Source organism: Gloeotrichia echinulata CP02, assembly GCA_038087035.1.
GTDB lineage: Bacteria > Cyanobacteriota > Cyanobacteriia > Cyanobacteriales > Nostocaceae > Gloeotrichia > Gloeotrichia echinulata.
On record CP051187.1, the window covers coordinates 64,686 to 90,819 of the forward strand.

23 protein-coding genes and 1 pseudogene are annotated in these 26,134 nt (G+C 41.5%); 17 read left to right on the top strand and 7 right to left on the bottom strand.

What is annotated here, in order from left to right:
• Positions 1-44: 44 nt before the first annotated feature.
• Complete coding sequence (lgt, locus tag HEQ19_00285; protein WYL98195.1) at positions 45-914, bottom strand: prolipoprotein diacylglyceryl transferase; 870 nt, start codon at positions 912-914, stop codon at positions 45-47.
• A 763-nt stretch (positions 915-1,677) separates the two neighbouring features.
• Positions 1,678-3,360 carry an iron uptake porin gene (locus HEQ19_00290; protein ID WYL98196.1) on the bottom strand — a complete coding sequence of 561 codons (1,683 nt, stop codon included), beginning with the start codon at positions 3,358-3,360 and terminating at the stop codon, positions 1,678-1,680.
• A gap of 386 nt (positions 3,361-3,746) precedes the next feature.
• On the opposite strand from HEQ19_00290, the gene HEQ19_00295 reads away from it, so the two are divergent.
• The 3 genes from HEQ19_00295 to HEQ19_00305 all read left to right on the top strand — a co-directional run bounded on the left by HEQ19_00295 (position 3,747) and on the right by HEQ19_00305 (position 6,884).
• Positions 3,747-4,694, top strand: a complete 948-nt coding sequence (locus tag HEQ19_00295) for a metal ABC transporter substrate-binding protein (protein ID WYM03172.2) — start codon at positions 3,747-3,749, stop codon at positions 4,692-4,694.
• Between the two features lie 231 nt (positions 4,695-4,925).
• The gene (locus HEQ19_00300) at positions 4,926-5,738 is read left to right on the top strand and encodes a metal ABC transporter ATP-binding protein (protein ID WYM03173.1); all 813 of its coding nucleotides are present in this window, start codon (positions 4,926-4,928) and stop codon (positions 5,736-5,738) included.
• Positions 5,739-6,365: 627 nt separating this feature from the next.
• Positions 6,366-6,884: a hypothetical protein gene (locus HEQ19_00305; GenBank protein ID WYL98197.1), complete on the top strand. Its 519-nt coding sequence runs from the start codon at positions 6,366-6,368 to the stop codon at positions 6,882-6,884.
• Between the two features lie 61 nt (positions 6,885-6,945).
• Here HEQ19_00305 and HEQ19_00310 read toward each other — a convergent pair whose 3' ends face one another.
• The 3 genes from HEQ19_00310 to tnpA all read right to left on the bottom strand — a co-directional run bounded on the left by HEQ19_00310 (position 6,946) and on the right by tnpA (position 10,800).
• Positions 6,946-7,398 (bottom strand): YlqD family protein, encoded by a 453-nt coding sequence (locus tag HEQ19_00310; protein WYL98198.1) that lies wholly within the window; start codon positions 7,396-7,398, stop codon positions 6,946-6,948.
• A 45-nt stretch (positions 7,399-7,443) separates the two neighbouring features.
• Positions 7,444-9,420, bottom strand: a complete 1,977-nt coding sequence (locus HEQ19_00315; protein WYL98199.1) for an AMP-binding protein — start codon at positions 9,418-9,420, stop codon at positions 7,444-7,446.
• Between the two features lie 939 nt (positions 9,421-10,359).
• Positions 10,360-10,800, bottom strand: a complete 441-nt coding sequence (tnpA, locus tag HEQ19_00320; protein ID WYL98200.1) for an IS200/IS605 family transposase — start codon at positions 10,798-10,800, stop codon at positions 10,360-10,362.
• Positions 10,801-10,874: 74 nt separating this feature from the next.
• On the opposite strand from tnpA, the gene HEQ19_30560 reads away from it, so the two are divergent.
• From HEQ19_30560 to HEQ19_00340, 5 genes are all read left to right on the top strand, one after another.
• Positions 10,875-11,036, top strand: a complete 162-nt coding sequence (locus HEQ19_30560) for a helix-turn-helix domain-containing protein (GenBank protein WZI67078.1) — start codon at positions 10,875-10,877, stop codon at positions 11,034-11,036.
• A gap of 99 nt (positions 11,037-11,135) precedes the next feature.
• The gene (locus HEQ19_00325) at positions 11,136-12,302 is read left to right on the top strand and encodes a transposase (GenBank protein WZI67079.1); all 1,167 of its coding nucleotides are present in this window, start codon (positions 11,136-11,138) and stop codon (positions 12,300-12,302) included.
• A 513-nt stretch (positions 12,303-12,815) separates the two neighbouring features.
• On the top strand, positions 12,816-13,457 hold the full coding sequence (locus tag HEQ19_00330; protein WYL98201.1) for a type I restriction endonuclease: 642 nt from the start codon (positions 12,816-12,818) through the stop codon (positions 13,455-13,457).
• Between the two features lie 823 nt (positions 13,458-14,280).
• The gene (locus HEQ19_00335; GenBank protein WYL98202.1) at positions 14,281-14,523 is read left to right on the top strand and encodes an AbrB/MazE/SpoVT family DNA-binding domain-containing protein; all 243 of its coding nucleotides are present in this window, start codon (positions 14,281-14,283) and stop codon (positions 14,521-14,523) included.
• Positions 14,517-14,960, top strand: a complete 444-nt coding sequence (locus HEQ19_00340; protein WYL98203.1) for a type II toxin-antitoxin system PemK/MazF family toxin — start codon at positions 14,517-14,519, stop codon at positions 14,958-14,960. Before HEQ19_00335 ends, HEQ19_00340 begins: the two co-directional genes overlap by 7 nt.
• Before the next feature lie 34 nt (positions 14,961-14,994).
• Here HEQ19_00340 and recQ read toward each other — a convergent pair whose 3' ends face one another.
• Positions 14,995-17,160 carry a DNA helicase RecQ gene (gene recQ / locus HEQ19_00345; protein ID WYL98204.1) on the bottom strand — a complete coding sequence of 722 codons (2,166 nt, stop codon included), beginning with the start codon at positions 17,158-17,160 and terminating at the stop codon, positions 14,995-14,997.
• 360 nt (positions 17,161-17,520) lie between these two features.
• On the opposite strand from recQ, the gene HEQ19_30565 reads away from it, so the two are divergent.
• Positions 17,521-17,634: a hypothetical protein gene (locus HEQ19_30565; GenBank protein ID WZI67244.1), complete on the top strand. Its 114-nt coding sequence runs from the start codon at positions 17,521-17,523 to the stop codon at positions 17,632-17,634.
• A complete protein-coding gene (locus tag HEQ19_00355) occupies positions 17,631-17,984 on the top strand; it encodes a type II toxin-antitoxin system HicB family antitoxin (protein WYL98205.1) in 354 nt (117 codons plus the stop codon). Before HEQ19_30565 ends, HEQ19_00355 begins: the two co-directional genes overlap by 4 nt.
• 344 nt (positions 17,985-18,328) lie before the next feature.
• Here the strand turns inward: HEQ19_00355 and HEQ19_00360 are convergent, their stop codons facing one another.
• The gene (locus tag HEQ19_00360; protein ID WYL98206.2) at positions 18,329-18,775 is read right to left on the bottom strand and encodes a hypothetical protein; all 447 of its coding nucleotides are present in this window, start codon (positions 18,773-18,775) and stop codon (positions 18,329-18,331) included.
• A gap of 75 nt (positions 18,776-18,850) precedes the next feature.
• Between HEQ19_00360 and HEQ19_00365 the strand changes: the two are divergent.
• The 7 genes and pseudogenes from HEQ19_00365 (at position 18,851) to urtD (ending at position 26,120) form a co-directional block, all read left to right on the top strand.
• Positions 18,851-18,952, top strand: a pseudogene (locus HEQ19_00365) (IS5/IS1182 family transposase).
• 745 nt (positions 18,953-19,697) lie between these two features.
• On the top strand, positions 19,698-19,982 hold the full coding sequence (locus tag HEQ19_00375; GenBank protein ID WYL98207.1) for a DUF427 domain-containing protein: 285 nt from the start codon (positions 19,698-19,700) through the stop codon (positions 19,980-19,982).
• Between the two features lie 444 nt (positions 19,983-20,426).
• The gene (locus HEQ19_00380; protein WYL98208.1) at positions 20,427-20,942 is read left to right on the top strand and encodes a DUF29 family protein; all 516 of its coding nucleotides are present in this window, start codon (positions 20,427-20,429) and stop codon (positions 20,940-20,942) included.
• Between the two features lie 639 nt (positions 20,943-21,581).
• Entirely contained in the window at positions 21,582-22,898 is a 1,317-nt protein-coding gene (gene urtA, locus HEQ19_00385) for an urea ABC transporter substrate-binding protein (protein WYL98209.1), read from the top strand.
• A 128-nt stretch (positions 22,899-23,026) separates the two neighbouring features.
• Positions 23,027-24,187 (top strand): urea ABC transporter permease subunit UrtB, encoded by a 1,161-nt coding sequence (urtB, locus tag HEQ19_00390; GenBank protein ID WYL98210.1) that lies wholly within the window; start codon positions 23,027-23,029, stop codon positions 24,185-24,187.
• Positions 24,188-24,280: 93 nt separating this feature from the next.
• Entirely contained in the window at positions 24,281-25,402 is a 1,122-nt protein-coding gene (gene urtC / locus HEQ19_00395; GenBank protein ID WYL98211.1) for an urea ABC transporter permease subunit UrtC, read from the top strand.
• Complete coding sequence (gene urtD, locus HEQ19_00400; GenBank protein WYL98212.1) at positions 25,377-26,120, top strand: urea ABC transporter ATP-binding protein UrtD; 744 nt, start codon at positions 25,377-25,379, stop codon at positions 26,118-26,120. Before urtC ends, urtD begins: the two co-directional genes overlap by 26 nt.
• Positions 26,121-26,134 lie beyond the last annotated feature (14 nt).

Here is a 26,134-nt window from a genome sequence, read left to right on the forward strand (position 1 = left end):
TCATTACTCCTTACTCCTTACTCATTACTCATTACTCCCAACTCCTATCCCATCTCCCCATTTTTAGGCGAGGAAACAACATCGGGTAAAGGGCGTTTAGCGTAATAAAGCCAAATTAATCCCGTTAATCCTAAGATAATTCCCGTTAAACTGACGAGTTGTGCTATCCGCAGGGGTCCGAGCATTAAGCTGTCGGTACGCAAACCTTCGATCCACAGGCGACCGCAGCTGTAGGCTGCCAAGTAAAATAAAAACAGCGTACCTACCTTCAGACGTGGCTTTCCCTGTAAACCGCGAAAAAACAAGGTTATGAGTAGAGAAAACACCATTAAATTCCACAGAGATTCGTAGAGAAAGGTGGGATGGAAATATTCAAAATTAGCTAATTCCGAGGGACGACGTTCTGGGGGAATATACAGCTTCCACGGTAAATTGGTAGGACCACCAAACGCTTCCGAGTTGAAGAAATTTCCCCAACGTCCTATGGCCTGTCCTAAAATCAGCGCCGGCGCGACTAAATCTGCCAATTGCCAAAAAGAAACTTGCTTGAGTTTGGCAAAGATTAACGCCGCAGTTAGTCCCCCCAAAATCGCTCCATGAATGGCAATACCCCCTTGCCAAATAGCGATAATCCGATCTGGGTGCTGGGCATATTCTGACCATTCAAACAAAACATAATATAATCTGGCTGCGGGAATTGCCCCAATTACCAGCCAAATTGACAAATCGCTGACCAAATCCGGGTTAACATGACGGCGCTTTGCCAAATATTGAGAAAGTCCGACACCAATTAATACAGCTGTAGCGATTAACAAGCCATACCAGCGGATAGTTATTGGCCCTATTCTCCAGAGAATTGGTCCTGGAGAAGTAAATTGAAACGCCAAAGGCAAATGGGAAAGATCCAGCACCATGCAAAAATACCTAGTAGACTAATGATTAATCAGCGTTAGCAGATTCCACCTTACAGCGGTTTTCATTCATTTGAACCACAGATCTTCCTAGGGGCGCAAGGCCTTGCGCCCCTACCCTGTGGTCTATTTACCTGAAAATGGCTGTAATAATTGTAGGGTGCGTGACGCTGGGATAAATATTGTAGGCATTCACAAGACTTGTGGCGTCACGCACCATCCTTGTTAATAATTGTAGGGTGCGTGACGCTGGGATAAATCTCCCCCGTGATTACAGAAGCTCCTAGTTCAGCCGTAGGCAACTAGGAGTAGTTCACATATTCTACACCGGCTGCATCACCCGCCTGAGATTGAAATCCCAGGCTAATAGCGCAAGTCCTCTCAAGAGGACTAAACTATTTCTTGAGATTGATTGCAGTCCATTTCAATGGACTTGAGCTATTAGCCCTGCACTTTGAGTGCTGGGCGGGATATGAGACTAGTTGAGATATAATATTGAGCCTCAGAACTCCATTAATCCAGCTTTGAACCAATACAGGGATGTTAGGCTCTGATATACACTGTAGGGGCACGGCATCCAAAATTTTTTCTTCTAATGACAATTTTATTCGTGCCGTGCCCCTGCGACAATATAGCAGATGACTTGGCGTCGGAGCATAAGTGATTAATTGGTAGTAATTGTTAGCTTTTCAGTTACTGTTAATTAACCCTTTCAACAAAAAAGACGCAAAGTTGTTCTTTGCGCCTTTTTATGATATAGCGAAAATTAGAAGGTGAATGTGGTTCTCAATGCACCAATCACGACACTATCGCTCCTATCGTCATGATTTGGTGCTGTTAACCAAATTACTCCTGGGGTGATAGTGATATTGTCACTGAGTTTGTATTGATAGAAACCTTCAATGTGATATGAAGTATTTGGGTCTTTGGCAACACCTATATTCCGCAAAGAACTGCTGACACTAGTAACTTTAGGCTCAACACCTAAAATGATACCTGCGAGGTTCCCTTTTTTGCCAAGGTCGGGGAAGCCTAGGGTAACAGCATAGTTCCAAACCCCAATATCTCCACCAGCGCTATTTCCGCCGATGGTAACCGCTTTTAAAGCGCGGCTGGTGGTGTATCCAGCCCAACCACCTAAGACTATTTTATCGTTGACGCCAACGGATGCTTGAATACCGTAGGAATTGCTGGAGAATCGAAAATCACCAGGTATAAAACTCGAACTCAGGGTAGCCAAATTACTACCTGTTCCTAGTTTCTGGTTGTAGGAATTGATGTAAGTTAAACCAACAGTAATGCGATCAGTTGGTTGAAAATTCAGCTGTGCTAGGGCACCGTAACCACCATTGAACAAACCCTTCCCACCTGTAATAGGATCATTAGCAGGGTTATTAGCTGAACCCGCTAAATAGCCTAGATTGAGTGACAAGTTCTTACTAAAATACTGGGTTATGCCCAAACCTGCACCATTTACCTGGTTATAAATTGGGTTGCGGGTACCAAAGGTAGACAAAGCACCAAAGGCACCATCACCGTCAAACAGGTTAACTGTATTGGCTACGTCGTCTGCAGCACCACCAGTGGCAATGAGCTTGACTCGAGTTGCTTTGCCAAAGGGGAATGCATAGGACAATGTACCTAGGGTAGCATTGTTGTTGGCATCTGCACCAGTTTTACCACTGGCGAAAGAAAAGTTGCCCTCACTTGTATTTATGTTAGGGCTAACAATATTATTGGTTTCGATTCTGGTTAACAGTGTATCTTGCCCTGTGAAGCTGGTGGCAAATTCCACACGCGCCCGCACACCGAGAGTTGTATTCTTATCTGTGATGTTGGCATCACCATCTCTAACTCTCACCTTATCGCCTGAGAGGACATCGCTGACTACTGCGACAACTTGTCCTTGCAGTTTGGTGGTAGTGGAGAACTGATTTGCTTCTAACTCAGCAGTTTTGGCTTCGAGGGCGTCTACGCGACCGCGTAATGTTGCTAGTTCTGCAGAAAAATCTTCTTGTAGCTTTTGCAGTTGAGCTAAATCTTGTTTATTTAGCAGATCTGCTGTGCCGGTAGCGATTAATTCGTTAACCCGATCAAGACAAGCATTCAAACCAGCCGCAAACTCATAGCGTGTCAACGCCCGATTACCGCGAAAAGTTTTATTGGGATATCCTGCAATACAACCATAGCGTTCTACCAACGATTGCAACGCTTGGAATGCCCAGTCTGTAGGTTGCACGTCAGATAGTTGAGATACTGAGGTAACTTGTCCTATTGCCTTCTCTTGAAGAGTATTCTCAACTTTGGTTTCTGGACTAGCTACAACCTCTGGTTGATTTATTTGGGAAGTCGTTGGTGTTTCCCCTGCAAATGCGGCAGAGTTAACCAGTAACATTGCGCCGCAAACTGCTGGACTCGCCAGCAATAAAGATTTCCAGAACTTATGCATTTTTATCCTCACACTAAATTAAAACCGAGAAACCATACCACACTGCTGCTAAAGAAACTTTGTTAGCAAGCATTGTCAGTATATTACCATTACTTGGCTGTTCTGTAACAACCAAAATTAAGAAATTATGATTAGTTAACTAAAGTTATATTGCCGACATAATACCTCTGGTGAAAAACAATTTAGTTGTGATTGGCAATACCATTATTGCTTGAGAATGAGAGTTATTATATAATGAGATGTATAATCATTCTCATTGTCAACCATAAGTTTGACAAATACAGAGCCAGCACTTTATTTGAGGAGAAAAAACTGTGATTCGGACTGACAGAGGAAGTAACACAGACAAACAGACAAGGGGTATCTTACCCCTCATAACGGTGGTAATGTTATCAATGGCTACTGGCTGTAACCAAGGGAATACAAATCAGGGCACAACTTCCGCAACGTCACCCCAAGCACAGGAAGCTGTATCTAAGCCATCACCGCAGTCGGGAAAAACCAAAGTAGTGACAACGTTTTTACCGATATATTTATTTACCAAAGCCGTAGCTGGGGATGCGGCTAATGTGGAAATTTTAATTAAACCAGGTACGGAGGTGCATGATTACCAAACGACGCCAGAGAATGTGAAGGCGATCGCCACTGCAAATGTACTGGTAAAAAATGGTTTGGGGTTAGAGGAATTCCTGGAAGACACTGTGAAAAATGCCCAGAATTCTAAATTAACAGAAATTGATGCCAGCCTTGGTATTCAAGCTTTAAATCAAATTTCACCCGTTGAGAACACAGAGAAAGGAGAAAAAGACCATGACCACGACCACAAAGCGGGGAATCCTCACGTTTGGCTAGATCCAGTTTTGGCAAAACAGCAAGTTACAAATATTCGTGATGGCTTAATTACCGCTGATCCGACGAATAAAGCGACTTATGAGGCGAACGCAGCAAATTATATCAAACAATTAGAAAATTTAAACAGCGAATATCAACAGATTTTACAAAAAACTCCTAATTGCACCTTTGTCACCTTTCATGATGCATTCCCATATCTAGCCAAACGCTATAACCTCAAGCAAGTCGCCGTAGTCGAAATCCCTGAAGATCAACTTTCGCCGACGGATGTGCAAAATGTAATTGAAGCAGTGAAAAAATATAAAGTTAAAGCTTTGTTTAGTGAACCAGGAATAGATAACAAATTACTCAAAAGTCTCTCCCAAGACTTGAAGTTAAATTTGCAGACACTAAATTCTTTGGAAACAGGCGAAAGAGATCCGCAGTATTATTTCAAGGCGATGAAAGCTAATTTACAAACTCTAGAAACGGCGTGTAAATAAGATTGTCATTGGTCATTGGTCATTGGTCATTGGTCATTTGTCATTGGTCATTTGTCATTGGTCATTTGTCATTGGTCATTGGTCATTGGTCATTGGTCATTTGTCATTTGTCATTTGTCATTTGTCATTTGTCATTTGTCATTTGTTATTTGTCAGTCCCAATCACCAATCACCAATCACCAATCACCAATCAGCAATCCCCAATCACCAATTCCCAATCCCCAATCACCCATGAGTAATAACCAGCGAGAGACAGCACCAATTTTAAAAGTAGAGGGATTAACTGTATACCAAGGTAATTATCTAGCGATTCGGGATGTTTCCTTTGAATTATTACCAGGAACAGATACAGCAATAGTCGGTCCTAATGGTGCGGGTAAAAGCACTTTAGTGAAAGCAGTTTTAGATTTAATTGGACGGAGTGCTGGTACAATTGAAATGTTTGGTCGCCCAATTTCAAGGTTGGGGAATTTACGCCAAATGTTGGGCTATATGCCACAAAACTTCATATTTGACCGCAGTTTTCCGATTTGTGCCAGCGAATTGGTAGCATTGGGATGGGTTGGTGAAGGTAAAAGGCAAAAGGTAAAAGGCAAAACAGAAGATTTATTTTTTGCCAAACTGTGGAGACAAAACCGAGAAAAATCTGCAGCAGTAGCAGAAGCGTTACAGCGAACTGACGCTTATCATTTCCGCCATCAAGCGATTGGGACACTCAGCGGCGGTCAACTCAAGCGGGTATTATTAGCTTACTGTTTAGTGACACCTCGGAAACTGTTGGTATTAGATGAAGCCTTTGCCGGGGTGGATGTGCAAGGTACAGCGGATTTTTATGCCTTGCTGAATGAATTAAAGCAGCAGGAAGGTTGGACAATATTCCAAGTATCGCATGATATTGACATGGTTAGTCGCCATTGCGATCGCGTCCTTTGTCTCAACCAAACCGTTGTTTGTACTGGTAAGCCTGAATTTGCTCTTTCACCGCAAAATCTGTTAGCCACCTATGGACCGGGTTTTAGTCGTTACCAGCACCACCATAATTGAGTTAACAGGACTTACTTGGACTACATTTAAAGAATGGTGCGTGACGCCACAAGTCTTGTGACTGGGTAGAATATTTATCGCAGCGTCACGCACCCTACGATTATTAATGTGCCCCCAGAGTAGGTCCTAATGAATTAGAACCCTAACCAGCAATACCCATTTTATCTGCTACGTGAGGACGACAGGGGGCAATACAGTTCAGTTAGGCTCGAATGGTATACAGTGTAGGGGCACGGCATCCAAAATCTTTTCTTCTAATGACAATTTTACTCGTGCCGTGCCCCTACGACAATTTTCCTTAACTGAACTGTATTGCGACAGGGGGTAGGGGCGCAAGGCCTTGCGCCCTTACTTTGGTCTGTGGTTATGACGTGAAAATTAATGTTAAGTAATTTCCAGGAACCTCTTGACGATGCAAGTGTCTACATATCATATATAGCAATCCTGAATAGTTTGTTAGTATGGTGTGCTGTTCTGGGAGTGTTAACGGTGGAGAGGAACTGGGATTGCTATATATATCTTTATCGTTTTCATAATGATTCACCCAAACACAGTCAATTATTGGTTAAACTTCAATTGAAAATTCAAGATTGATAATTAACCTGTTGGAAATTTTTGTTTAATTTTATGTCAGTCAAGTGGAAATTTTTTCTGATTTTAATACTCAGTATTTTTGCTACGTCTGGTGCTGGAGTTTATATGATTCAGCGCCAGCCGTCTGCAGCAATTGTTGAGAGTAATACTGGGGAATTACAGCACTTGGAAGTCAGTCAGCAATCTCAGGAGACGGTCGCAGATCCAGAGCGTTCTTTATATCAAACTATACCTCTTGAAAGTCTTGCTTCTGTACTTCAAGGTAGCGATCCGGCGACCCTGGCGATGAATGCTTTTGATGATATAGCTGCAGTGGGAGGGTCGCGCAAAGTACAGGTAGTTTATCCGCAACGGAATCAAGCCTTGGTGACGATTACACAACTTCAGCGAACTGACAAACATAGTGCAATTAAATACAGAGTTGAAATGACGACCTTTGGGCGATCGCTCTTAGTTAGCTCTCCCCCAGTATGGCAAATTGTCTGGGCTGGCTCCCAGGTAGAATGTCAAACTGGGAGCCGTGAAAATAGGTTAACTCAAAAATGTCAGTAATCATTGTCATTGGTCATTGCCCATTTGACAAATTACCAATGACTACTGACAAATGATAAACTTAAATGTCGCCGCGAATTTCTTCTACAATGCCATCGCGGAGAACGATTTCAACCTGGGTTTTACTAATCAGGTTATCACCGACTTCGATGCGGAAAAACCCTTCCATTTGGAATTGGTTAACTTCCTGATCCAAATCTAGATATTGTACTTGTTGAAGATTTTGCAGGAATTGATTTTTTTGTTCTAGTAGTTCACTTTTCTTTTGGTTGACTTGGAGTTGGATATTATCAATTTGTTGCAGGGTCTGGGGTCCTGGTGGTTGCAGACTCTGCTTTTGAATGGCGGTGATTGCTCTTTGTCCTTCGAGATCTAATTGTTGCAGTTGTTGATCTGTTTGATTAATTTGCGCTTGGAGTTGCTGTTGTATTTCGTCTTTCCACAGAGGAGTAACAATGACTTTGACATTAACGACGCGCTTCAAAAGCATTTGTTGAGGTTTGGAGAGATCCATAAACATTTCACGTTCACTCTAGAGTTTGCAGGTGGAATTTAATGATTAGGCAAACATTCCGTCAATAATATCGCGATAGCGTTCGGCGACAATATGTCGGCGGACTTTTAGTGTTTGCGTCATCAAGCCATTTTCAATAGAAAACGGCTCCAGAATTAGTTTGAATGGTCCAATACGGTCATCCGCTCGATAGCCTGGACGATTTTGCACTTCCCGATTCAATTCTTTGCGAAATAAATCCTGGATTATTTTACTCTCCAGATCGGTTTTTTGGCTGGGTAAGGCGGTAACATTGTTGTTATGTATACTCAAATTCAGATTTTGAGTTTCTGCCCATTTTTCCAAAGCTTCGATATTGGGTACTATCAAGGCGCCGATACTACGCTGGTCTTGTCCGACTAGCATAATCTGATCGACATAGGGCGATCGCAAACACGCATCCTCTATCGGTTGCGGCTCGATATTTTCCCCATTGGTTAAGACAATTGTATCTTTTGCCCTACCAGTTAATACCAAGTCGTTTTGTGGTGTCACCCAACCCAAATCACCGCTATCAAACCAACCTTCGGAGTCAATGGCTTTTGCTGTAGCTTGGGGATTTTGATAATAGCCTTGCATAATTTGTGGCCCCCTGAGCAATACTAAGCCTCGCTTCAGAGTTGGTAAAGGGACTCTTGTTTCCGGGTCTACGATTTTAACTTCTGTACCGGGAATTGGTTGTCCGGATGAACCGAGGAGATTTCGCCAAGGACGACGCGCATTGGTGACAGGCGCTGTTTCTGTTAAACCATAACCTTGCAAAATATTAATCCCAACCAGTTCAAAAAAGCTATCTATGTGCCTAGGAAGCGCACCACCACCGCTAATTACATGCTTGATTCGTCCGCCTGTAGCTTCCCGGACTTTAGCATAAACTAGGCGTTCTCCCAAGGCATGGAGAGGGAATAAAACAGTTTCGCGGATTTTTGCGGTTAATCGCTCGATAGCTGAGGAATTGATATGATCTAAACTCAACCCCTGAACAATTCGCCGTGCTTTGATATATGTATCACTCGCACTCAGGAAAAAGTTAACCAGGCGTTGTTTTTTGGCTGGTTGTTCCCGGAACTGCTTTTGCACTCCTTCATAAATCGATTCCCAGAGTCGGGGTACCGCGATCATGTAATGGGGTTTAAATTTTTTCAAATCTCCTTTGACTGAGCGCAAGTTAGTGTAAACTTGTGTACAACCTTGCGAAAGTAAGAAATACTCACCACTGCGTTCGTAGCTGTGCCAAGTAGGTAGAATGCTCAGTACAAAGTCTCCCTGCTGTGGTTGTACTACTGTGCCCAGGGTTGTAACTTGGTGTAATAAATTGCCATGAGAAAGCATCACACCTTTGGGTTTACCTGTGGTACCAGAGGTGTAAATTAGGGTGGCCAGGGTATCGCGGTTTTGCTTAATTGGCTCAAATTTATGGTTGCTACCAATTTCGCTCAACTCGTTAAAGTTGATTACTTTGAGGGTTTCATCTGTTGGGGGTGGTTCATCTGAGAGTAAGATAATTGATTGAATGGGTAAATCATTCAGGCGATCGCGTAATTTTTTGAGCGTTTTCAAATCCTCGACTACCAGCGCCATACTACCGCTATTGGCGATGATAAAGAGTAATTCTTCTTTTTCGGCTTGGGAACTGCGGACTGCATTCACAGCACCAGCTGTCATAATTCCTTGGTCAGCAATCAACCATCGAGGACTGTTGTCAGCAATTAAGGAGATGCGATCGCCTACTTTCACACCCAAAGCCTGCAACCCAGCTGCAAATCGTTGAATTTGCATTGCTAGTTCGGCATAAGTAATTAATACTTCTGATTGAGCATGGGGGTTATGCAGGGCAATAGTATCACGGAATCGCTTTGCTGCTAAAGGCCAAATTTCTGGCAGTGAATCCACGGTTGTGTAATCAGCCAAATCCTTTAATGCTTCCCGTTCTCGCGCTGTGATATTAGATAAATAAATCGATGCAGGTTGGGTTTTTGACATAACACATATCCCGAATAGTAAATGAGTATTTTCTGAGCTGATTTTGCTATTACGTGACAATCAACTTTCTTAATATACACAACACTTTGTGTGTATAGCATTTTTGGAATTCTACCGATTATATTTACAAAAGTTTATGATAATATCGATTTACATAAGCTAAAAGCAATGGATTGTCCGATGAATAGTGCTTGTAGCTAGAACTGTTACCACCTATGATCACTGGGGGTGATTACCTATAACATTGAAGTATGCGGCCTTATTGACCATCATAAATACTGTTGCTTGTCTGGCTTTCCCCAAGCTTCTATTTATCGTTATGGCAACTAAAACCAAATTCACTCAAGGAGCGCTAAAGGGTTCGGCTTCAGAACCAGCCAGATTCCATATCACTAGTTTTCCTTATTGTACGGCTGACGTGTATACTCGCAGCCAATCCTGTAAATTCAGTCCTCACTTCTGTGGTAGATGTTCTCCCAATTGAGGAATGCTTGCAGAAATGGTAATTTGAGATTCTCGATGGGGAATTTTGGATTTTGACAACAATAGACAGGTAAATTCAAACCTATTGTAGATTTTATTTGGGGAATTCTGGATAGAACAATCAAGCAAAAATCTAAAATTCCCAATTAAGAATTGAATGATATTGCCAGATTCTAGACCTTTGGTCATTCTGGCGTGAAAAATATATTGTGGAAATTGGGGAATCGGTAATTGTCAGCCAGTCTTTACTAGTTCACCTTCACAATATTTCACATTTCACGTCAGATTGTTATAAATCGCAATACATTTAGCTTTCGCGCCTTAGCCTGGCACCATAATCCTCTTAGGATTTGGTGTCGGGATATAAGGCGATTAATTACGAAACGCCCTTAGACCAATATTAGCCGTAGGCTGATTCGGTCTAAGGGCAGTTGAGTAATTAATAATCTTGTTATTTTATTTTGGCTTGTCTTGGGATTCAACATATTTTTTGAGAGCTTCAACTGTGACACCTCCACAAGATGCTATGAAATAAGAACCATTCCAGAGAACATCTTTGTAATAAAATTGATTAACTCTGTCAGGAAATTCTTTTCGTAAATAACGACTTGTGACTGTTTTTATATTGTTAATGAATTTTGGCAGGTCTGTTTGAGGTGTGTACTGAAACAATAGATGCACATGGTCAGATTCTCCATTAAAATCCACTACCCTGCTATCCCATTTTAAAAGCAGGTCTTTCAGAATTTCACCTAACCTATCAATCATCTGTCCTGTTAATACTCGCTTACGGTATTTTGTTGTTAACACTAAAGTAGCTCTGAGGTCCAAAACGCCTCTAGCACGCGAGATATAAGACGCTCGAGTACTCGCTAACGCTCCGCTATCACTGGTCATGGTTGACTCTAACTTCTAAATACCTTATAGTAATAGATGTTAATACTAAACACGACCAAGTAGGTGATTGCCTTATGCTGCTTAACTATCAGTACCGCGCTTATCCAGACACTAAACAAAAACTACAACTAAGTGAGTGGTTAAGAATTGGGCGATATTGGTACAATTATCAGCTAGGAGATAGATTTAATTGGTGGGAGCAAAACCGTGATTATGCAGTGTTTCCGCAAGGATAATTCTGTCAAATATCATGCTCTTTGCCTCCATTAATGCTTCGAGATAATCCAAATTATTATAGTCAGAAAAAACTACTCCCATTATTAAAAAAAGACTTCGTGAGAGTTAAATATTCAGGCGAATTGCTTGATTACACGAAGTTACCCTCTCAGACAATGCAAGATATTTCTCGGCGGGTAGGTATTGCCTTTGATAGGTTTTTGGCTGGTGATTCTAATGGCAAAAAAAGTGGTAAGCCAAGATTCAAGAATACTGCTTCGTTTCGCACATTAAAGATAGAAGGTCAAGCCATAACTATTGAGAGGACAGAAAAAGACTGGCTATTTATCTGGGCTTCTAAACTTTCTGGTTGGTTAAAGATTCGTTTGCACAGACCATTGCCACAAGGTTTTCAATTAAAAAATATTCTTTTAACCCGTAAAGCTGATGGTTGGTATGCAACGATAGCACTCTTTGACCCAACTGTACCAACATTTAACCTTGACGACGTTATTCCGACTTGGGATAACTCGTTAGGGATGGATGCAGTACTGTTTGAAGACAACTATCTCGCTACTTCCGAAAATACCAAGTTATCTTCTGTCAAGTCGTTCCGTAAAAATCAGATGCGATTAGCTTCTGTTTCAAAGCGAAAAGCGACTAAGAAAAAAGGTTCTAAACCTAGAAGAAAGTTGGCATTACGTGAAGGCAGACAACATCAACGTATCGCTCGTTCCCGTAAAGACCATGCTTATAAAACTGCCCACGCAATAGTCAGGACTGGGAAAAAAGTTTTTTATCACGAAGATTTGAATTTGCGAGGATTAACTAAACGGAACAAGAAAAAAATTGATGACGATGGAAAGTTTATTCCCAATGGACAGTCAGCTAAATCAGGGCTAAACAAATCCTGGAATGATGCTGCGTTTGGTCAATTCTTCACTATTCTGGACTACATAGCCTCAAAAGCTGGAGCAGTAGTAGTGAAGGTAAATCCTGCTTACACATCAATGTTATTGAGCTATCGAGATGAGTTTGTGTTTACTGATTGCTCAATCAGGAATTATTTTGACCCAATTGAATCGCTTAATGTTGACCGCGACATTAATTCTGCCGTGAACATTAAGCGCGTCGGGCTGGGACTGTTCCCGACGATAAAACGCCGTAAAGGGAATCCGGTAGTGGGTGAATCTACTACTAATAGTACCTCTAAGGAAGTTCTGGAAGCATTGCGAAATGTACCAGAAGCCTATACCGTATTTGGTACTCCAAATCGGTGTAGGTAGTTCACTAATCTAACGCCAGTCGTATCCGTCAGTTTCTGACCTTTGCGACTGGCTTCCCAATCTAGATACTTTTTAATTATATTTGTTTAACTTATATGAGCTAAAAGAAATTTAAAATCTGTAACTTAACCAATGGTAAGCATTATGTTTAATACTAAAAACTAGAACCATAAATTGTCAAAAGGAGGCGATGATCTATGAGTTTCATAGATGGAGTATTATTAACGCTGTTGAATATCGTTGGCTGTGTTGCCTTGCCTAAGCTTCTATCTATAATTCTAGCAGCGAAAACAAAAAACAAGACTAATACCGTTTCACTTTAAGTATGATACAAATACGTTGGTAGGGGCACGGCAATGCCGTGCCCTTACGGGAAATCTATGAGATAATGCTGCATCCAATAGACTTAGCTAATGAAAGCGGGAAAATTTATCGGCAGGGGAGCAACGCGCCGGGGATAATAAAGATGGAAGAGATGCTCTCATTAAGCATGGCAACCCCTACCTAGAAGCAATGACACAAACGGCAGCAATTACAGAAGCGATTACCACTCTATTGGATGCAGAAAATCGATTCGGTTTCGTCCGTGTTGAGGATAAGCAGTTTTTCACGGAGTGGTATGAAGGATTACCTGAAATTACAGAAGCGGAAAAAGCTTCTGTGGATATCCTGCGGCGCAGGTATCTCTATCATCGTGCTGTTGCTGATTTACTAGAAGGGACAGTCATGTTGTTGTTGGTGTCACCAATTCTTGCACTCTCCGGGTTTTATGATCCTCCTTTTCGGATTAAGGCTGAATCATCCGTGGAATTGGTGCTGAATGATGGAGAGGAGATACTGCGCGGACGGATTGACGTTTTAGTGCTGCAAGATCAGTTCTGGGTTATGGTGTTAGAGTCGAAAAAAACCACGCTTTCGGTTTGGTCAGCTGTACCGCAAGCCCTGGCTTACCTGATGGCTAACCCCAACCCGAATAAACCTGTGTTCGGTATGGTGACGAATGGCGACGATATTTTATTTTTGAAAGTGACGCAAACAAATACGCCACAGTACGACGTGTCAAGGGTCTTCAGCCCGTTTGCATCCGCCAGAGAACTGTACAGTGTTTTGCAAATTCTCAAGCGGATTGGTCGGGTAATCTCTGCTGCGTCATAAGACGTGACACTCCTACACCAATTGCAAGCAATGTGGTGTAGGCTTCCGAGTCCTGTTAAGGATATCAGGAACTTCTTTAGTGGTACTCCATTTTTCCCACCACAGCATTTTATAGTGAGGTACGTGCCCTGCCCCACTCTTGGTCTTAAAAAAATTCCAAGTTCAACCTAGTTTCCTTGAAAATTTTACTTACAGGAGGCAGCAACGCATACACGGTTGCATTTCCCTATAAAACCCCATATTTTCAGTTTTCTTGGCGCAGCCTCTCCCTTTGGGAGAAGGTACTATGTTAGACCAGCATTTTAGGCTTTGTCGTCACTGAATACAATAGCAAGAAGTGATTACCTATCTCAAGACATTGATAAAAACTCAACTGCCCTCTAATCTGTTTTACCTGCGGTAAAAAACAATTAGAGGGCGTCTCGTTTTTATCCCGTCATTCATCCCACACCAACTTCGGGTATGGTGTGGGGCTTCTGCCGGGTTAAGCTAAAAAAAGAAAAAAATATACGCTTGATGAATTACTTGAAGGTATAGGATTCCACCAGTCTGTGACAAAATCAAGATAAAGTCTATCGTTCGTAGTTGCATTTTATTACTAAAACGCAACTACGAACTAAAACGCCACGAATTTATGAAACGCTGTACTAAGTCAAAAAATCTCCAATTTGTCGGCGCAATTGTCTACACCCATACAAATCGCCTATTTAGGGGTGTTGACATCCGCTAATTAAATATGTATCTTCAAAGTAGATACGTTAAGCAACGGCTTTTCAGAGCATAGAAGACGTATGGATCTCTAATAAAATATGTGGAGATAAATATGACTGCTGTTGTTGCCAAGTGGGGAAATAGTTTAGCCATCCGCATTCCCAAAATTGTGGCTGAACAAGCTCATCTGACGGAAGGAACGGATATAACCTTGACCGTCTCAGGTAACAGTATTGTGATTACACCTAAAAAAAGAAAAAAATATACGCTTGATGAATTACTTGAAGGTATGACTCCTGAAAAATTTCATCCAGAGGTTGAAACTGGTGATGCTCTGGGGAATGAAGCTTGGTAGTTAACTCATACGTTCCCGATAGAGGCGATATTGTCAAACTCGAATTTGGCTCTCCACAGCAATTTACGAGTGATTCAATTAAACGTGTATTTACTCTCAATGCGTCAGGAATGTCATACGAGGATATTGCTGAGACATTAAATAATGAACTACAACAACAAGGGCGTGAGCAAATTGGCTACCGTCCTGTTCTTGTTATGTCTCCATTTAGATATAATCAAATGGCTTCCTTGATTTTAACCTGTCCAATCACCAGTAAAAGAAAGGGTCTTAGTTTTGAAGTTCCGCTTCTTGCGGGAATGATAACACAAGGGGTTGTGCTGGCAGACCAGATCAAAACATTGGATTGGATGGCGAGAAAAGTAAAATTTGTTGAAAAAGCTCCAGAAGATTTAATTGAAGAAGTGCAAGGAAAACTTGAACCGTTAATTTTATAAGTGTACCGCACTACGTAGGTAGGGAAACCCTATATTACCTATTACGACTCTCTCGGCGCCATTTTCCCCTAACTAGGCGAATTTCATCATAAGTATAACTTTCGCCTAGTTGTTCGCGAATTGGTGTTAAAGAAATATCACCCAGGACTTCTAAAACTTGCCAAATTTTTTGTTGGCGTTCTAGAGTCACCAACTGATTTAAGTCTACAGGCTGATTTTTCTCAATTAAATCGGACAAATGACGGATAATTGTAGTTGGGCGAATATTTCTGGTTTCAGCAATTTGATTAACACTCAAACCTTGTCTATGTAACTGCAAGGTAAACAATTCGGTTTCGGTAGGTAAGCCAATACCCAGATAAGGTGCGGAATAGTCTTGTGCATCTACTAAACCTTGTTCTTGACGGTAGGCGCGAATTTCGGTGAGGAATTTATCGCCATATTGGGCGAGTTTGTGACTACCAACGCCCGAAAGTTTAGCAAATTCGGCTAGGGTTGTTGGTTGTTCCTGAGCCATTAATTTCAAGGTGGAATCTTGAAAGACAACGTAGGGTGGTACAGATTGTGCGTCAGCGAGTTGTTTACGCAGCGATCGCAATCTTTGTAATAAGATTTCCACCTCAGCAGCTTTTTCACTTCCCTCTTCCCAAGTCACTTTTTGCGCCACAGGAACCGCTAGCGAGACTGGGCGTTGTTTTCGCATGACTTCCCAACTTAAGGCGTTCAGTTTTAAAACTGAGTAACCATCGCTAGTTTGTTCTAACAAGCCTTGATGTAAGAGCGATCGCCCTAACATTCGCCATTCATCTACAGTTCTATCTTTGCCGATGCCGTATGTAGAAAGTTTATCATGTTCGTTTTGGGTAATTTTTTGATTTTTTGCCCCCCGCAACACATCAATAATATGTAGCATCCCAAATCTTTCTTTACAACGCGCCACACAAGATAAAAATTTCATGGCTTCAATTGTCCAATCTTGCATCGGTTTGGGATAACGACAATTGTCGCATGTCCCGCAATTTCCGGGAAAACGTTCGCCAAAATAACCAAGTTGAATTGTCCGCCTACAATCTGTCCCTTCGGCGTAGTCAATTACTTGACGTAGTTGTTGTTTAGCTATTAACTGTTCTTGCGGATCTGTTTTTTGGTTAATACTCCATTCAATGGTTTTAATATCACCAAAACTAAAAAATAAAGTACAGCGTGAGGGTTCGCCATCTCTTCCCGCCCGACCTGATTCTTGATAGTAACTTTCCAAGTTTCGGGGTAAATCAAAGTGAACTACTAAGCGCACATCTGGCTTATTAATTCCCATCCCAAAGGCAATTGTGGCTACCATCACCCGCACATCATCGCGAATAAAGCGCGTTTGATTTTTTGTCCGTTCTTCGTCACTTAATCCGGCATGATAGGACAAAGCAGCTATTTTATCATTTTGCAATTTAAAGGTGAGTTCATCAACCTTTTTGCGCGTCAAACAATAAATAATAGTTGAACCTTCCGACTCGCGAATTAATTCTAATAACTCAGCGTAAGCATATTTACTTTTAGCACGAACTTCATAATAAAGATTTTGGCGATTAAAACTAGCAATGTGGATACTCGGTTGCTTTAATCCCAATTGTTGGATGATATCACTCCGCACCCGGTCTGTAGCTGTGGCGGTGAGGGCGATAGTGGGAACATTCGGGTAACGCTTTCGCAGCGACTTTAATTGACGATATTCTGGACGGAAATCGTGTCCCCATTCCGAGACACAGTGCGCTTCATCAATCGCAAAAGTAGAAATACCAATTTGGTGATGGACTAAATCGAGTAAGGGTAAAAATCTTTCACTCAGCAGACGTTCAGGAGCGACGTACAGTAATCTAACTTTACCGTTGAGGATAGCTTCCTCACGCGATCGCACCTTATAAGGGTTGAGACTACTATTAAGAAACGTTGCAGATATATTATTATTTCGTAACGCTTCCACTTGGTCTTGCATCAAAGCTATTAGTGGCGACACCACCACAGTTAAGCCTTTTTTCAACAATGCAGGTAATTGAAAGCACAGAGACTTACCCCCACCCGTAGGCATCACCACCATTAAATCCCGATTTTGCAGCGCATCTTCGATAATTTGCCGTTGTCCAGGGCGGAAGCGTTCATAACCAAAGTGATATTTAAGCGCTTGTTCGAGATTGGGATACTGAAGCATGGCGATCGCTTTTTTCGGGCGTTCTGCATTGGTAGTTAATAAGATATCAGAATTTTAACTCACATGGGATAATGTATAGCAGATGTGCCCAGGCGAATAGAATTGCCTGCGGCACACTGCGTGAACGCGGCTACACAGACAAAACCTGCCGACCCAGGTTGGAAAAACCTTCTCTACGTAGCCTTCGGCGTCGAAGACAGACGCTACGCGTAGCCTTCGGCGCTCGTAGAGAAAATATTGTGTTAGTCCACGGAGGTGGACTTTGCTTGTGTAGTAGCGAATTCTATTCGCCGATAACTTTCTGGTTTTGGGTTTTTTGAGGTCAGCACGAGAAAAACGGGAGGTTCTCGACGGCGTTTTATCAATGAAGCGGGAGTGATGATTACGTTACATAAACCCCATCCTGAAAATATTCTCAAACGATATCAAATTGAACAGATTATCGAGATTCTCCAAGGGGAAGAATTGCTATGAGTAACATGATGCAATACAAGGATTATTTCGGGTCTATTCACTATAGTGATGACGATAAAATATTCTACGGTCAGGTGGAATATATCCGCAGTTTAATCAGTTTTGACGGGGAAGATGTGGCTAGTCTGAGGGCTAGTTTTGAGGAAGCAATTGATGATTATTTGGCTCTCTGTGAGGAAAAAGGTATTGAGCCAGAGTTGCCGTTTAAGGGTAGTTTTAATGTGCGTGTAGGTAGTCAACTTCATCGACAAGCGGCGTTATTTGCCCAACAACGGGGGGTGAATCTTAATAAGTTGGTGACGGATGCACTCGAACGTTATCTGAAGGGGGAATTCTTGGAAAATGCTTGATATGAAAAGTTACCAACGCCTGAATAAAAGCTTCTTTTTTCTCTTTACCTAAGAGGTAGTAGAAAATATAGATCCGAACATCAGAGATATTCCAATACTGCTCGGTTAACGAATGTAGAGACGTTACATGTAACGTCTCTACAAGGGTTTCACGCTTTGCGATTTTCTTAACCGAGCAGTATTGAGAGATATTCAGTTTTTAGCTACACAGTTCTATCTGAGAGTAGAAGCGAACTAAAAGAATTTTGGTTAGCTCAGATAATATTTCAAGAAGCAGCGAAACTATATTCATCTCGCTGCTTTACTTTCAATTTCTCAAATGCAGAATTACTGATACCGCTAATCTAACGCAGTGTAAACTCAACAGTGTAATTGTAAGGGCTACTGGGGTTTGCAATTGTAATTTTGGCATCGCAATTGACAAATGCAGAACCCGTAGATGTTCCTTGCTTTGTCCAGTTTGGAATCGTAGTACCAACAATGGTTGGTGTGGTGGTTAAAGAGGTACTAAACCTACATTGCTGAGTGCCAGCACTGTAAGAGAAGTGAATGCTTGCTATGTTGGTAAATGGATTTCTAATCGTAAAAAATGCATTCGTTTTGGGTAAAATACTACTCGGAATACTAGGGGTAGCTGTTCCTAAAATATTCGTGCTAACAAGTGACACAGGTTTTTGTAGCTGGTTTTTTACAATAACAGTGGTAACTGTCTGCGCCTGTGCTTGTGCTGTAGTTGCAGAAAAAAACGTCAATCCAATTATTGTGCAAAGCAATTTCATGGAATATTTCATCTGTAAATCTCCTAATCAATTTCAGAAGTTGTTTGAAAAGTCGGAAGGATGGTAAAAAAGCTCTCTCAGTATAAGCTTGATAGTCAAAGTGTCAAAAGTGCGGCGATGGTGAGTCAATCCGTTGGTTTTGATGCAGGTAAGAAAATCAAGGGACGCAAGCGATTTATGACCGTCGATAGCAGTAGCAACAACTGTCAGGGTAATGGAGTCCATAAAATCACTCCAAACTAAGTAAATATACAACCCACATTCCGCACCCTCAACTGTCACAATCGTATTTTACTGTTTTTTATCAGGAAACAAAGTAGTCTAATATACTTACAACCTTATATTAACGGATAAAGCATGTTTGCAAGGTATAATTTATAGCTTTAAAAAAAGAATATTTTAAGTAATTATACTATGTGACACCCTAGGGTGCGGAATGTGGGATACAAATCAATTTAACACTTATAACCCACATTGTCTCGCTCCCACGCAGAGCATGGGAGCGTATAAGAGACTCCGCCTCGTGGACGGATGAGTTGAAGCTAAAAGCTCCGTCCACGAGGCTAAAAGCTCCGTCCACGAGGCTAAAAGCTCCGTCCACGAGGCTAAAAGCTCCGTCCACGAGGCTAAAAGCTCCGCTCACGAGGCTAAAAGCTCCGCTCACGAGGCTAAAAGCTCCGTCCACGAGGCTAAAAGCTCCGTCCACGAGGCTAAAAGCTCCGTCCACGAGGCTAAAAGCTCCGTCCACGAGGCTAAAAGCTCCGCTCACGAGGCTAAAAGCTCCGTCCACGAGGCTAAAAGCTCCGTCCACGAGGCTAAAAGCTCCGTCCACGAGGCTAGCATTGGTGAATCTTCACCATACCCCATGTCCGATGCCCCATGCCCCACGAGAATGTGACAATATGATCTGTAAACTTAATTCCCAAACTCACTTATGCCAAAAGCAATTTGGAACGGAGCAGTTTTAGCCGAGAGTGATAACACTGTAGTCGTAGAAGGAAATCATTACTTTCCAGCAGAAGCGATTAACAAACAGTATTTCCAAGATAGTAACACCCACACAACTTGTCCCTGGAAAGGCGAAGCTAGTTACTACAGCATCGAAGTAGATGGACAAGTGAACAAAGACGCCGCTTGGTACTATCCCAGCACCAAAGAGAAAGCAAAGAACATTGAAGGCTATATTGCTTTTTGGCGTGGCGTCAAAGTTGAAGTGTAAATTCACCCAGCCCTGGCGATGAGAAATCGCGGCTACACAAACAAAACCCAGAGACCTGGGTTGAAAATATTGATTTTGTATTAGTCCACGGAGGTGGACTTTGCTTGTGTAGTAGCGATTTCTAATCGCCCAAAACTTTTAACTGATAACTGTTGACTGTTCACTGATTTAAGAGGATGTTTTAAAAGCCCAGGCGAATAGAATTGCCTGCGGCACACTGCGTGAACGCGGCTACACAGACAAAACCTGCCGACCCAGGTTTGAAAAACCTTCTCTACGTAGCCTTCGGCGTCGCAGACAGACGCTACGCGTAGCCTTCGGCGCTCGTAGAGAAAATATTGTGTTAGTCCACGGAGGTGGACTTTGCTTGTGTAGTAGCGAATTCTATTCGCCGATAACTTTTAAAACATCCTCTAAATCCCCATTCCAAATTCACCAAAATCTATGACACAAGAATTGATAGAATTAAGACAAAGCATTTTAGAAGGGCGTTATGATGATGCCCTAGAGATTATTGATGATTTAGAAGAGATGAGTAAACAGGGAACACTGCGAAAAATCGAAGCTTTTTTAGTTAGATTATTTATTCATCTTATGAAAAATCAAATTGAACAGCGGTTAACTAACTCTTGGATTGCTTCTATCTCTGACTCAGTTATTCAAATTGCTAAATTAAATCTTAAAGACAATCAAAAATCTTACTATATCAAAGCTGAACAATGGCAAGAATATTTAGAAGAAGCAATAGCAATCGCCATTAGACCAGCTAGCGCCGAGATTTTTGAAGGTAATTTAAAACCTAGTCAAGTGTCCCAAAGACTTAATCGAGAACTATTGCTTGATTTTGCTCAAAAGCTTTTGCAGTTAACTTATGAATATCCGCCTAAACAGTTAGCAGATATTATTGATCATCATTTAGCCAAATTACCTGGCGGTGAAGATTGGTTTGACCAAATTTAACTTACAGCCATTTTCAGGTATTTAGACCACACCTCGATATCTGTATTTCTTTCTTCCTTTGCGCCTTTGCGCCTTCTCTGCGAGACGCTACGCGAATGCGTGAGATATAAAAATGTGGTTCATTTACCTGAAAATCGCTGTAAATGAATTATTTGCACAAGCAAAAAGGTAGGGTGTGTTGCAATACGGTTCAATTAGAGGCAAAAACCATAACATGAGTAGGTTTGCTTGAGTAATGTAGCTGGCTTACAGTAGGCTAACCCAACCCAGGATTCCGTGTCTGCTTGGTTAAATAAATTAAATTACTTTTTTAATCGCAACATTCAATTTTATGCTTACAGCAATTTTCATTCATTTGAACCACAAATCTTCGTAGGGGCGCAAGGCCTTGCGCCCCTACTCGCCCCTACTCTAAGACCTTGCGTCCCAAAAGCGTGGTCTATTTACCTAAGAATGGCTGTAACTGAACCGGATTGAATTTTAATTGGGGGAAGTTTATCTTTTCTTGTTATAAATCTTAAATTTGTATAAATATTAACTTTTTCTTGGTTACGTATTACACTAATATCACAGTTTAAAGGTTCATCTTGTCAATTTTGATGGACTAACTAATTTATTGTGAGGAAAATTAACAAAGATATGAGTAGACAATTTAACCGACGTAGGTTTTTGATTTACACCTCTGCAACTATCGGTAGCACCATTTTACTCAAGGCTTGTGCGAATAACTCCCCCAGTCCCACTGAGAGTCCAGCAACGTCTCCTGCTGCTTCTCCTACAACTGCGGCTAGTGGTGAGACTATCAAAGTAGGTATTTTACACTCGCTCAGTGGCACACTATCTATTAGTGAAAAAAGCGTTGTCGATGCAGAGAAATTAGCCATCAAGGAAATTAACGCTGCAGGTGGTATTTTAGGTAAACAAATTGAAGCAATAGTCGAAGATGGCGCTTCTAACTGGGATACCTTTAGAGAAAAAGCAACCAAGTTGATTGATCAAGATAAAGTGACTGTCGTTTTTGGTTGTTGGACTTCTGCTAGCCGCAAAAATGTTAAGCCAGTTTTTGAGAGTAAAGACCATCAGCTTTGGTATCCCGTACAGTATGAAGGTCAAGAGTGTTCTAAAAACATTTTCTACACAGGTGCAGCGCCAAATCAACAAATCGAACCATCTGTAGATTGGCTACTCAAAAATAAGGGTAAGGAATTCTTTTTGGTAGGCTCAGATTACGTTTTCCCCCGGACTGCTAACACCATTATTAAAGCTCAATTAGAAGCTTTAGGTGGCAAAACAGTAGGTGAAGATTATTTACCATTAGGTAACACAGAAGTTACAGCAATCATCACTAAAATTAAGCAAGCTTTGCCCAATGGCGGAGTTATTTACAACACTTTAAATGGTGATAGCAATGTGGCTTTCTTCAAACAATTGAAAGGTGCTGGTTTAACACCAGATAAATATCCTTCTATGTCTGTAAGTATTGCCGAAGAAGAAGTTAAGGCTATTGGTGTTCAGTATCTCAAAGGACACTACGCAGCTTGGAACTACTTCCAAACAGTAGATACACCAGCTAACAAGAAATTCGTCGAAGCGTTTAAGAAAGAATATGGTGCAGATCGGGTAACAAATGACCCGATGGAAGCTGCATATATCGCAGTTTATTTGTGGAAACAATCTGTAGAAAAAGCAGGTACTACTGACATAGCCAAGGTGCGGAGTGCAGCCTATGGTCAAACTATCGATGCACCGGAAGGAAAAGTTACGCTAAATGTCAATCATCACCTATCCAAAGTTGTGCGGATTGGTCAAGTAAGGGATGATGGTTTGTTTGATATTATCTATGCTTCACCCGCACCAGTTGAGCCTATTCCTTGGAATCAATTTGTGAAAGAAACTAAGGGATTTGCTTGCGATTGGTCAGATCCAGCTAAAGGTGGTAAGTACAAAAAGGTCTAAGCCATTAGTCATTGGTCATTAGTCATTAGTCATTGGTCATTAGTAAAAGACAAATAACAACTGACAACTGACCAATGACAACTGACCAATGACTAACAATAACAAGCTGATAGCTGTGGGAGAGAAAAGTGTTAACAGGTTTCTTGGATGCTGTCTTTAATGGTATTAGTATCGGTTCTGTCTTATTAATTGCTGCGTTGGGACTAGCCATTATATTTGGCTTGATGGGCGTAATTAATATGGCGCATGGCGAATTGATGATGTTTGGTGCTTATACAACATTTGTTGTGCAAAATGGTTGTAAGCAATTGGGGGGGATTTGGTTTGAAGTTTATATATTTTTGGCTTTAATCATCGCTTTTATTTTCACGGCGGCTATCGGATTGCTTCTCGAAAGAGGTGTGATTCGTTACCTCTATGGACGCCCCTTAGAAACTCTCCTCGCAACTTGGGGAGTAAGTTTGATTTTTCAGCAGTTTGTCAGGAGTGTGAATTGGGTATTGGTAATTGGCTTAGTGTTGTTTTCTGTGTTGTTTTTTGGGAGTTTATGGTTGTTAAATTCCCGCACGAATATGGAGAGAATTCGTAACTGGGTTGTGTCGGTGATATTATTTTTATCACTGGGGATGACAATTGTCACGGGCAATTTATTGAGTCAAACTTATCAGCTAGCAGTAACTAAACCTTGGTTTGGCGCTCAAAATGTGGATGTAACGGCTCCGACTTGGTTACAATCTGGTATATCTTTAGGTGGTGTGCAATTACCTTTTGCTAGGTTATTTATTATTGCTTTAACGATAATTTGTGTAGTTGGAATTTATTTATTTTTACAGCGTTCTATCTGGGGCTTAAGAATTCGGGCTGTGACGCAAAACCGCAGTATGAGTGCTTGTTTAGGTATCCCAACTCAGAAAGTTGATGCTATCACTTTTGCGCTGGGTTCTGGTTTGGCTGGTGTGGCTGGATGTGCGATTAGTTTACTCGGTTCTGTTGGACCAAATACGGGTCAAAATTATATTATTGACACGTTTATGGTGGTGGTTGTCGGTGGTGTGGGTAATTTAGCAGGTACTATTGTCGCTGCTTTGGGAATTGGTACAGCTAACTTTTTAGTTGGTTCTGGTACTCTGGCTTTGTTGTTGACTCCTGTTAAGCCTTTGGCTGATTTCTTTATTTTTTTTGCAACAACAAGTATGGCTAAGGTGATGGTATTTGTGCTGATTATTGTATTTTTACAATGGAAGCCTGCGGGAATTTTTCCGCAAAAGGGTCGTAGTGTTGATGCTTGATGAGGGTCTAGGGTCGGTCTTTTTGACTTTGGATCTTTGTGGGTGGAGGGGATTTTAATGAACCGCGAAGACGCGAAGGACGCAAAGTTAAGAATGAGTAGGAAAGGGGTTAGGTTGATATTGATTGAGGTTGGGGTGGTGCTGGCGATCGCACTTATCCTTATATTGATTATGCCTTTGGTGTTGTCTGAGTTTCGTCTGAATTTGTTGGGGCGATTTTTGTCGCTGGCGATTGTGGCTTTGGGGATTGATTTGATTTGGGGTTACACTGGGTTGTTGAGTTTGGGACATGGTATTTTCTTTGGTTTGGGTGGATATGCAATTGCTATGTATTTGAAGTTGCAAGTTCCCCCTGGTGAATTACCTGATTTTATGGGACTTTATGGGGTGACGGAACTTCCCTGGTTTTGGCGACCTTTCTATTCTTTTCCGATAGCAATGGTGGCTGTGGTGATGATTCCGGCTTTATTAGCTGGAATTTTAGGATATTTGGTATTTCGCAATCGCATTAAGGGGGTTTATTTTTCGATTTTGACTCAAGCTGCAATTATTGTATTTTTCAATTTTTTTAATGGTCAACAACAGTTTTTTAATGGTACTAATGGATTAATAGATTTCACCACATTTTTTGGTGCAACTGTTAGTGATGGGAAAACAAAATTGGTTTTCTACACTCTGACGGTAGTGTTTCTCGCCGCTACCTATGGGGTTTGTCGCTGGTTGACAAGTGGACGTTTTGGACGCTTGTTAATCGCAATTCGTGATGATGAAAGTCGGGTCAGATTTTCTGGCTATGACCCTACAGATTATAAAACTTTGGTGTTTGCTGTTTCGGGTGCGATCGCAGGTATAGCAGGAGCATTTTACACCCTCCAAAGTGGTTCTGTGTCACCCAGGGCAATGGATATTGCTTTTTCGATTGAAATGGTGATTTGGGTAGCTGTGGGGGGACGCGCTACATTAATCGGCGCAATTGTTGGTACTTTATTAGTTAATTATGCCCGCGCTTTTTTAAGCGAACAATTTGCCGAAATCTGGCTATTTTTCCAAGGGGCACTATTTTTAATTGTTGTGACAGTGCTACCTGATGGTTTGGTTGGATGGTTGCGTAATCAAAACATTCCTATTTTTCACCGCACTAAAGAAATTGCTACATATCCCAGTTTAGAAGAAGACCCTGAAGTGGAACATGAACGCCAAAATCTTGGAAACTGAAAATGTAACTGTGAGTTTTGATGGTTTTAAAGCTCTAAACCAACTTAACTTTAATATGGATGTGGGAGAGTTACGAGTAGTAATTGGTCCCAATGGTGCTGGTAAAACCACATTTTTGGATGTGATTACGGGTAAAGTCCAACCAACTATTGGGCGAGTCCTATTCAAAGGAAAAAACCTGGGTTCTTTACCTGAGCATCAAATTGCACGCCTGGGTATTGGGCGCAAATTTCAAACACCGAGAGTTTATCTTAATCTAACGCCACGAGAAAATCTGGAAATTACCAGTAACCGCAATAAAAATGTTTTTTCTACCTTGTTTGGACGTTCCCATCGGGCTGAAAAAAATAGCATTAAAGGTTTATTAGAAACGATTGGTTTAACTCTTAAAGCAGACATTCCAGCAGCTTTGTTATCCCACGGAGAAAAGCAACGTTTAGAAATTGGAATGTTAGTAGCACAGTCCCCTGATTTATTACTTGTTGATGAACCAGTCGCAGGTTTAACAGATGAAGAAACCTATAATATCGGCGAACTACTTTTAACCCTAGCCCAAAGTCATTCAATTTTAGTCATTGAACATGATATGGAATTTGTCCGCCAAATTGCCAGAAAAGTCACAGTATTACATGAAGGTACTGTACTCTGTGAAGGCAATTTTGAGCAAATCCAAAATGACCCCCGCGTCATCGAAGTATATCTAGGACACAGTGAATAGGGATTGGGGATTGG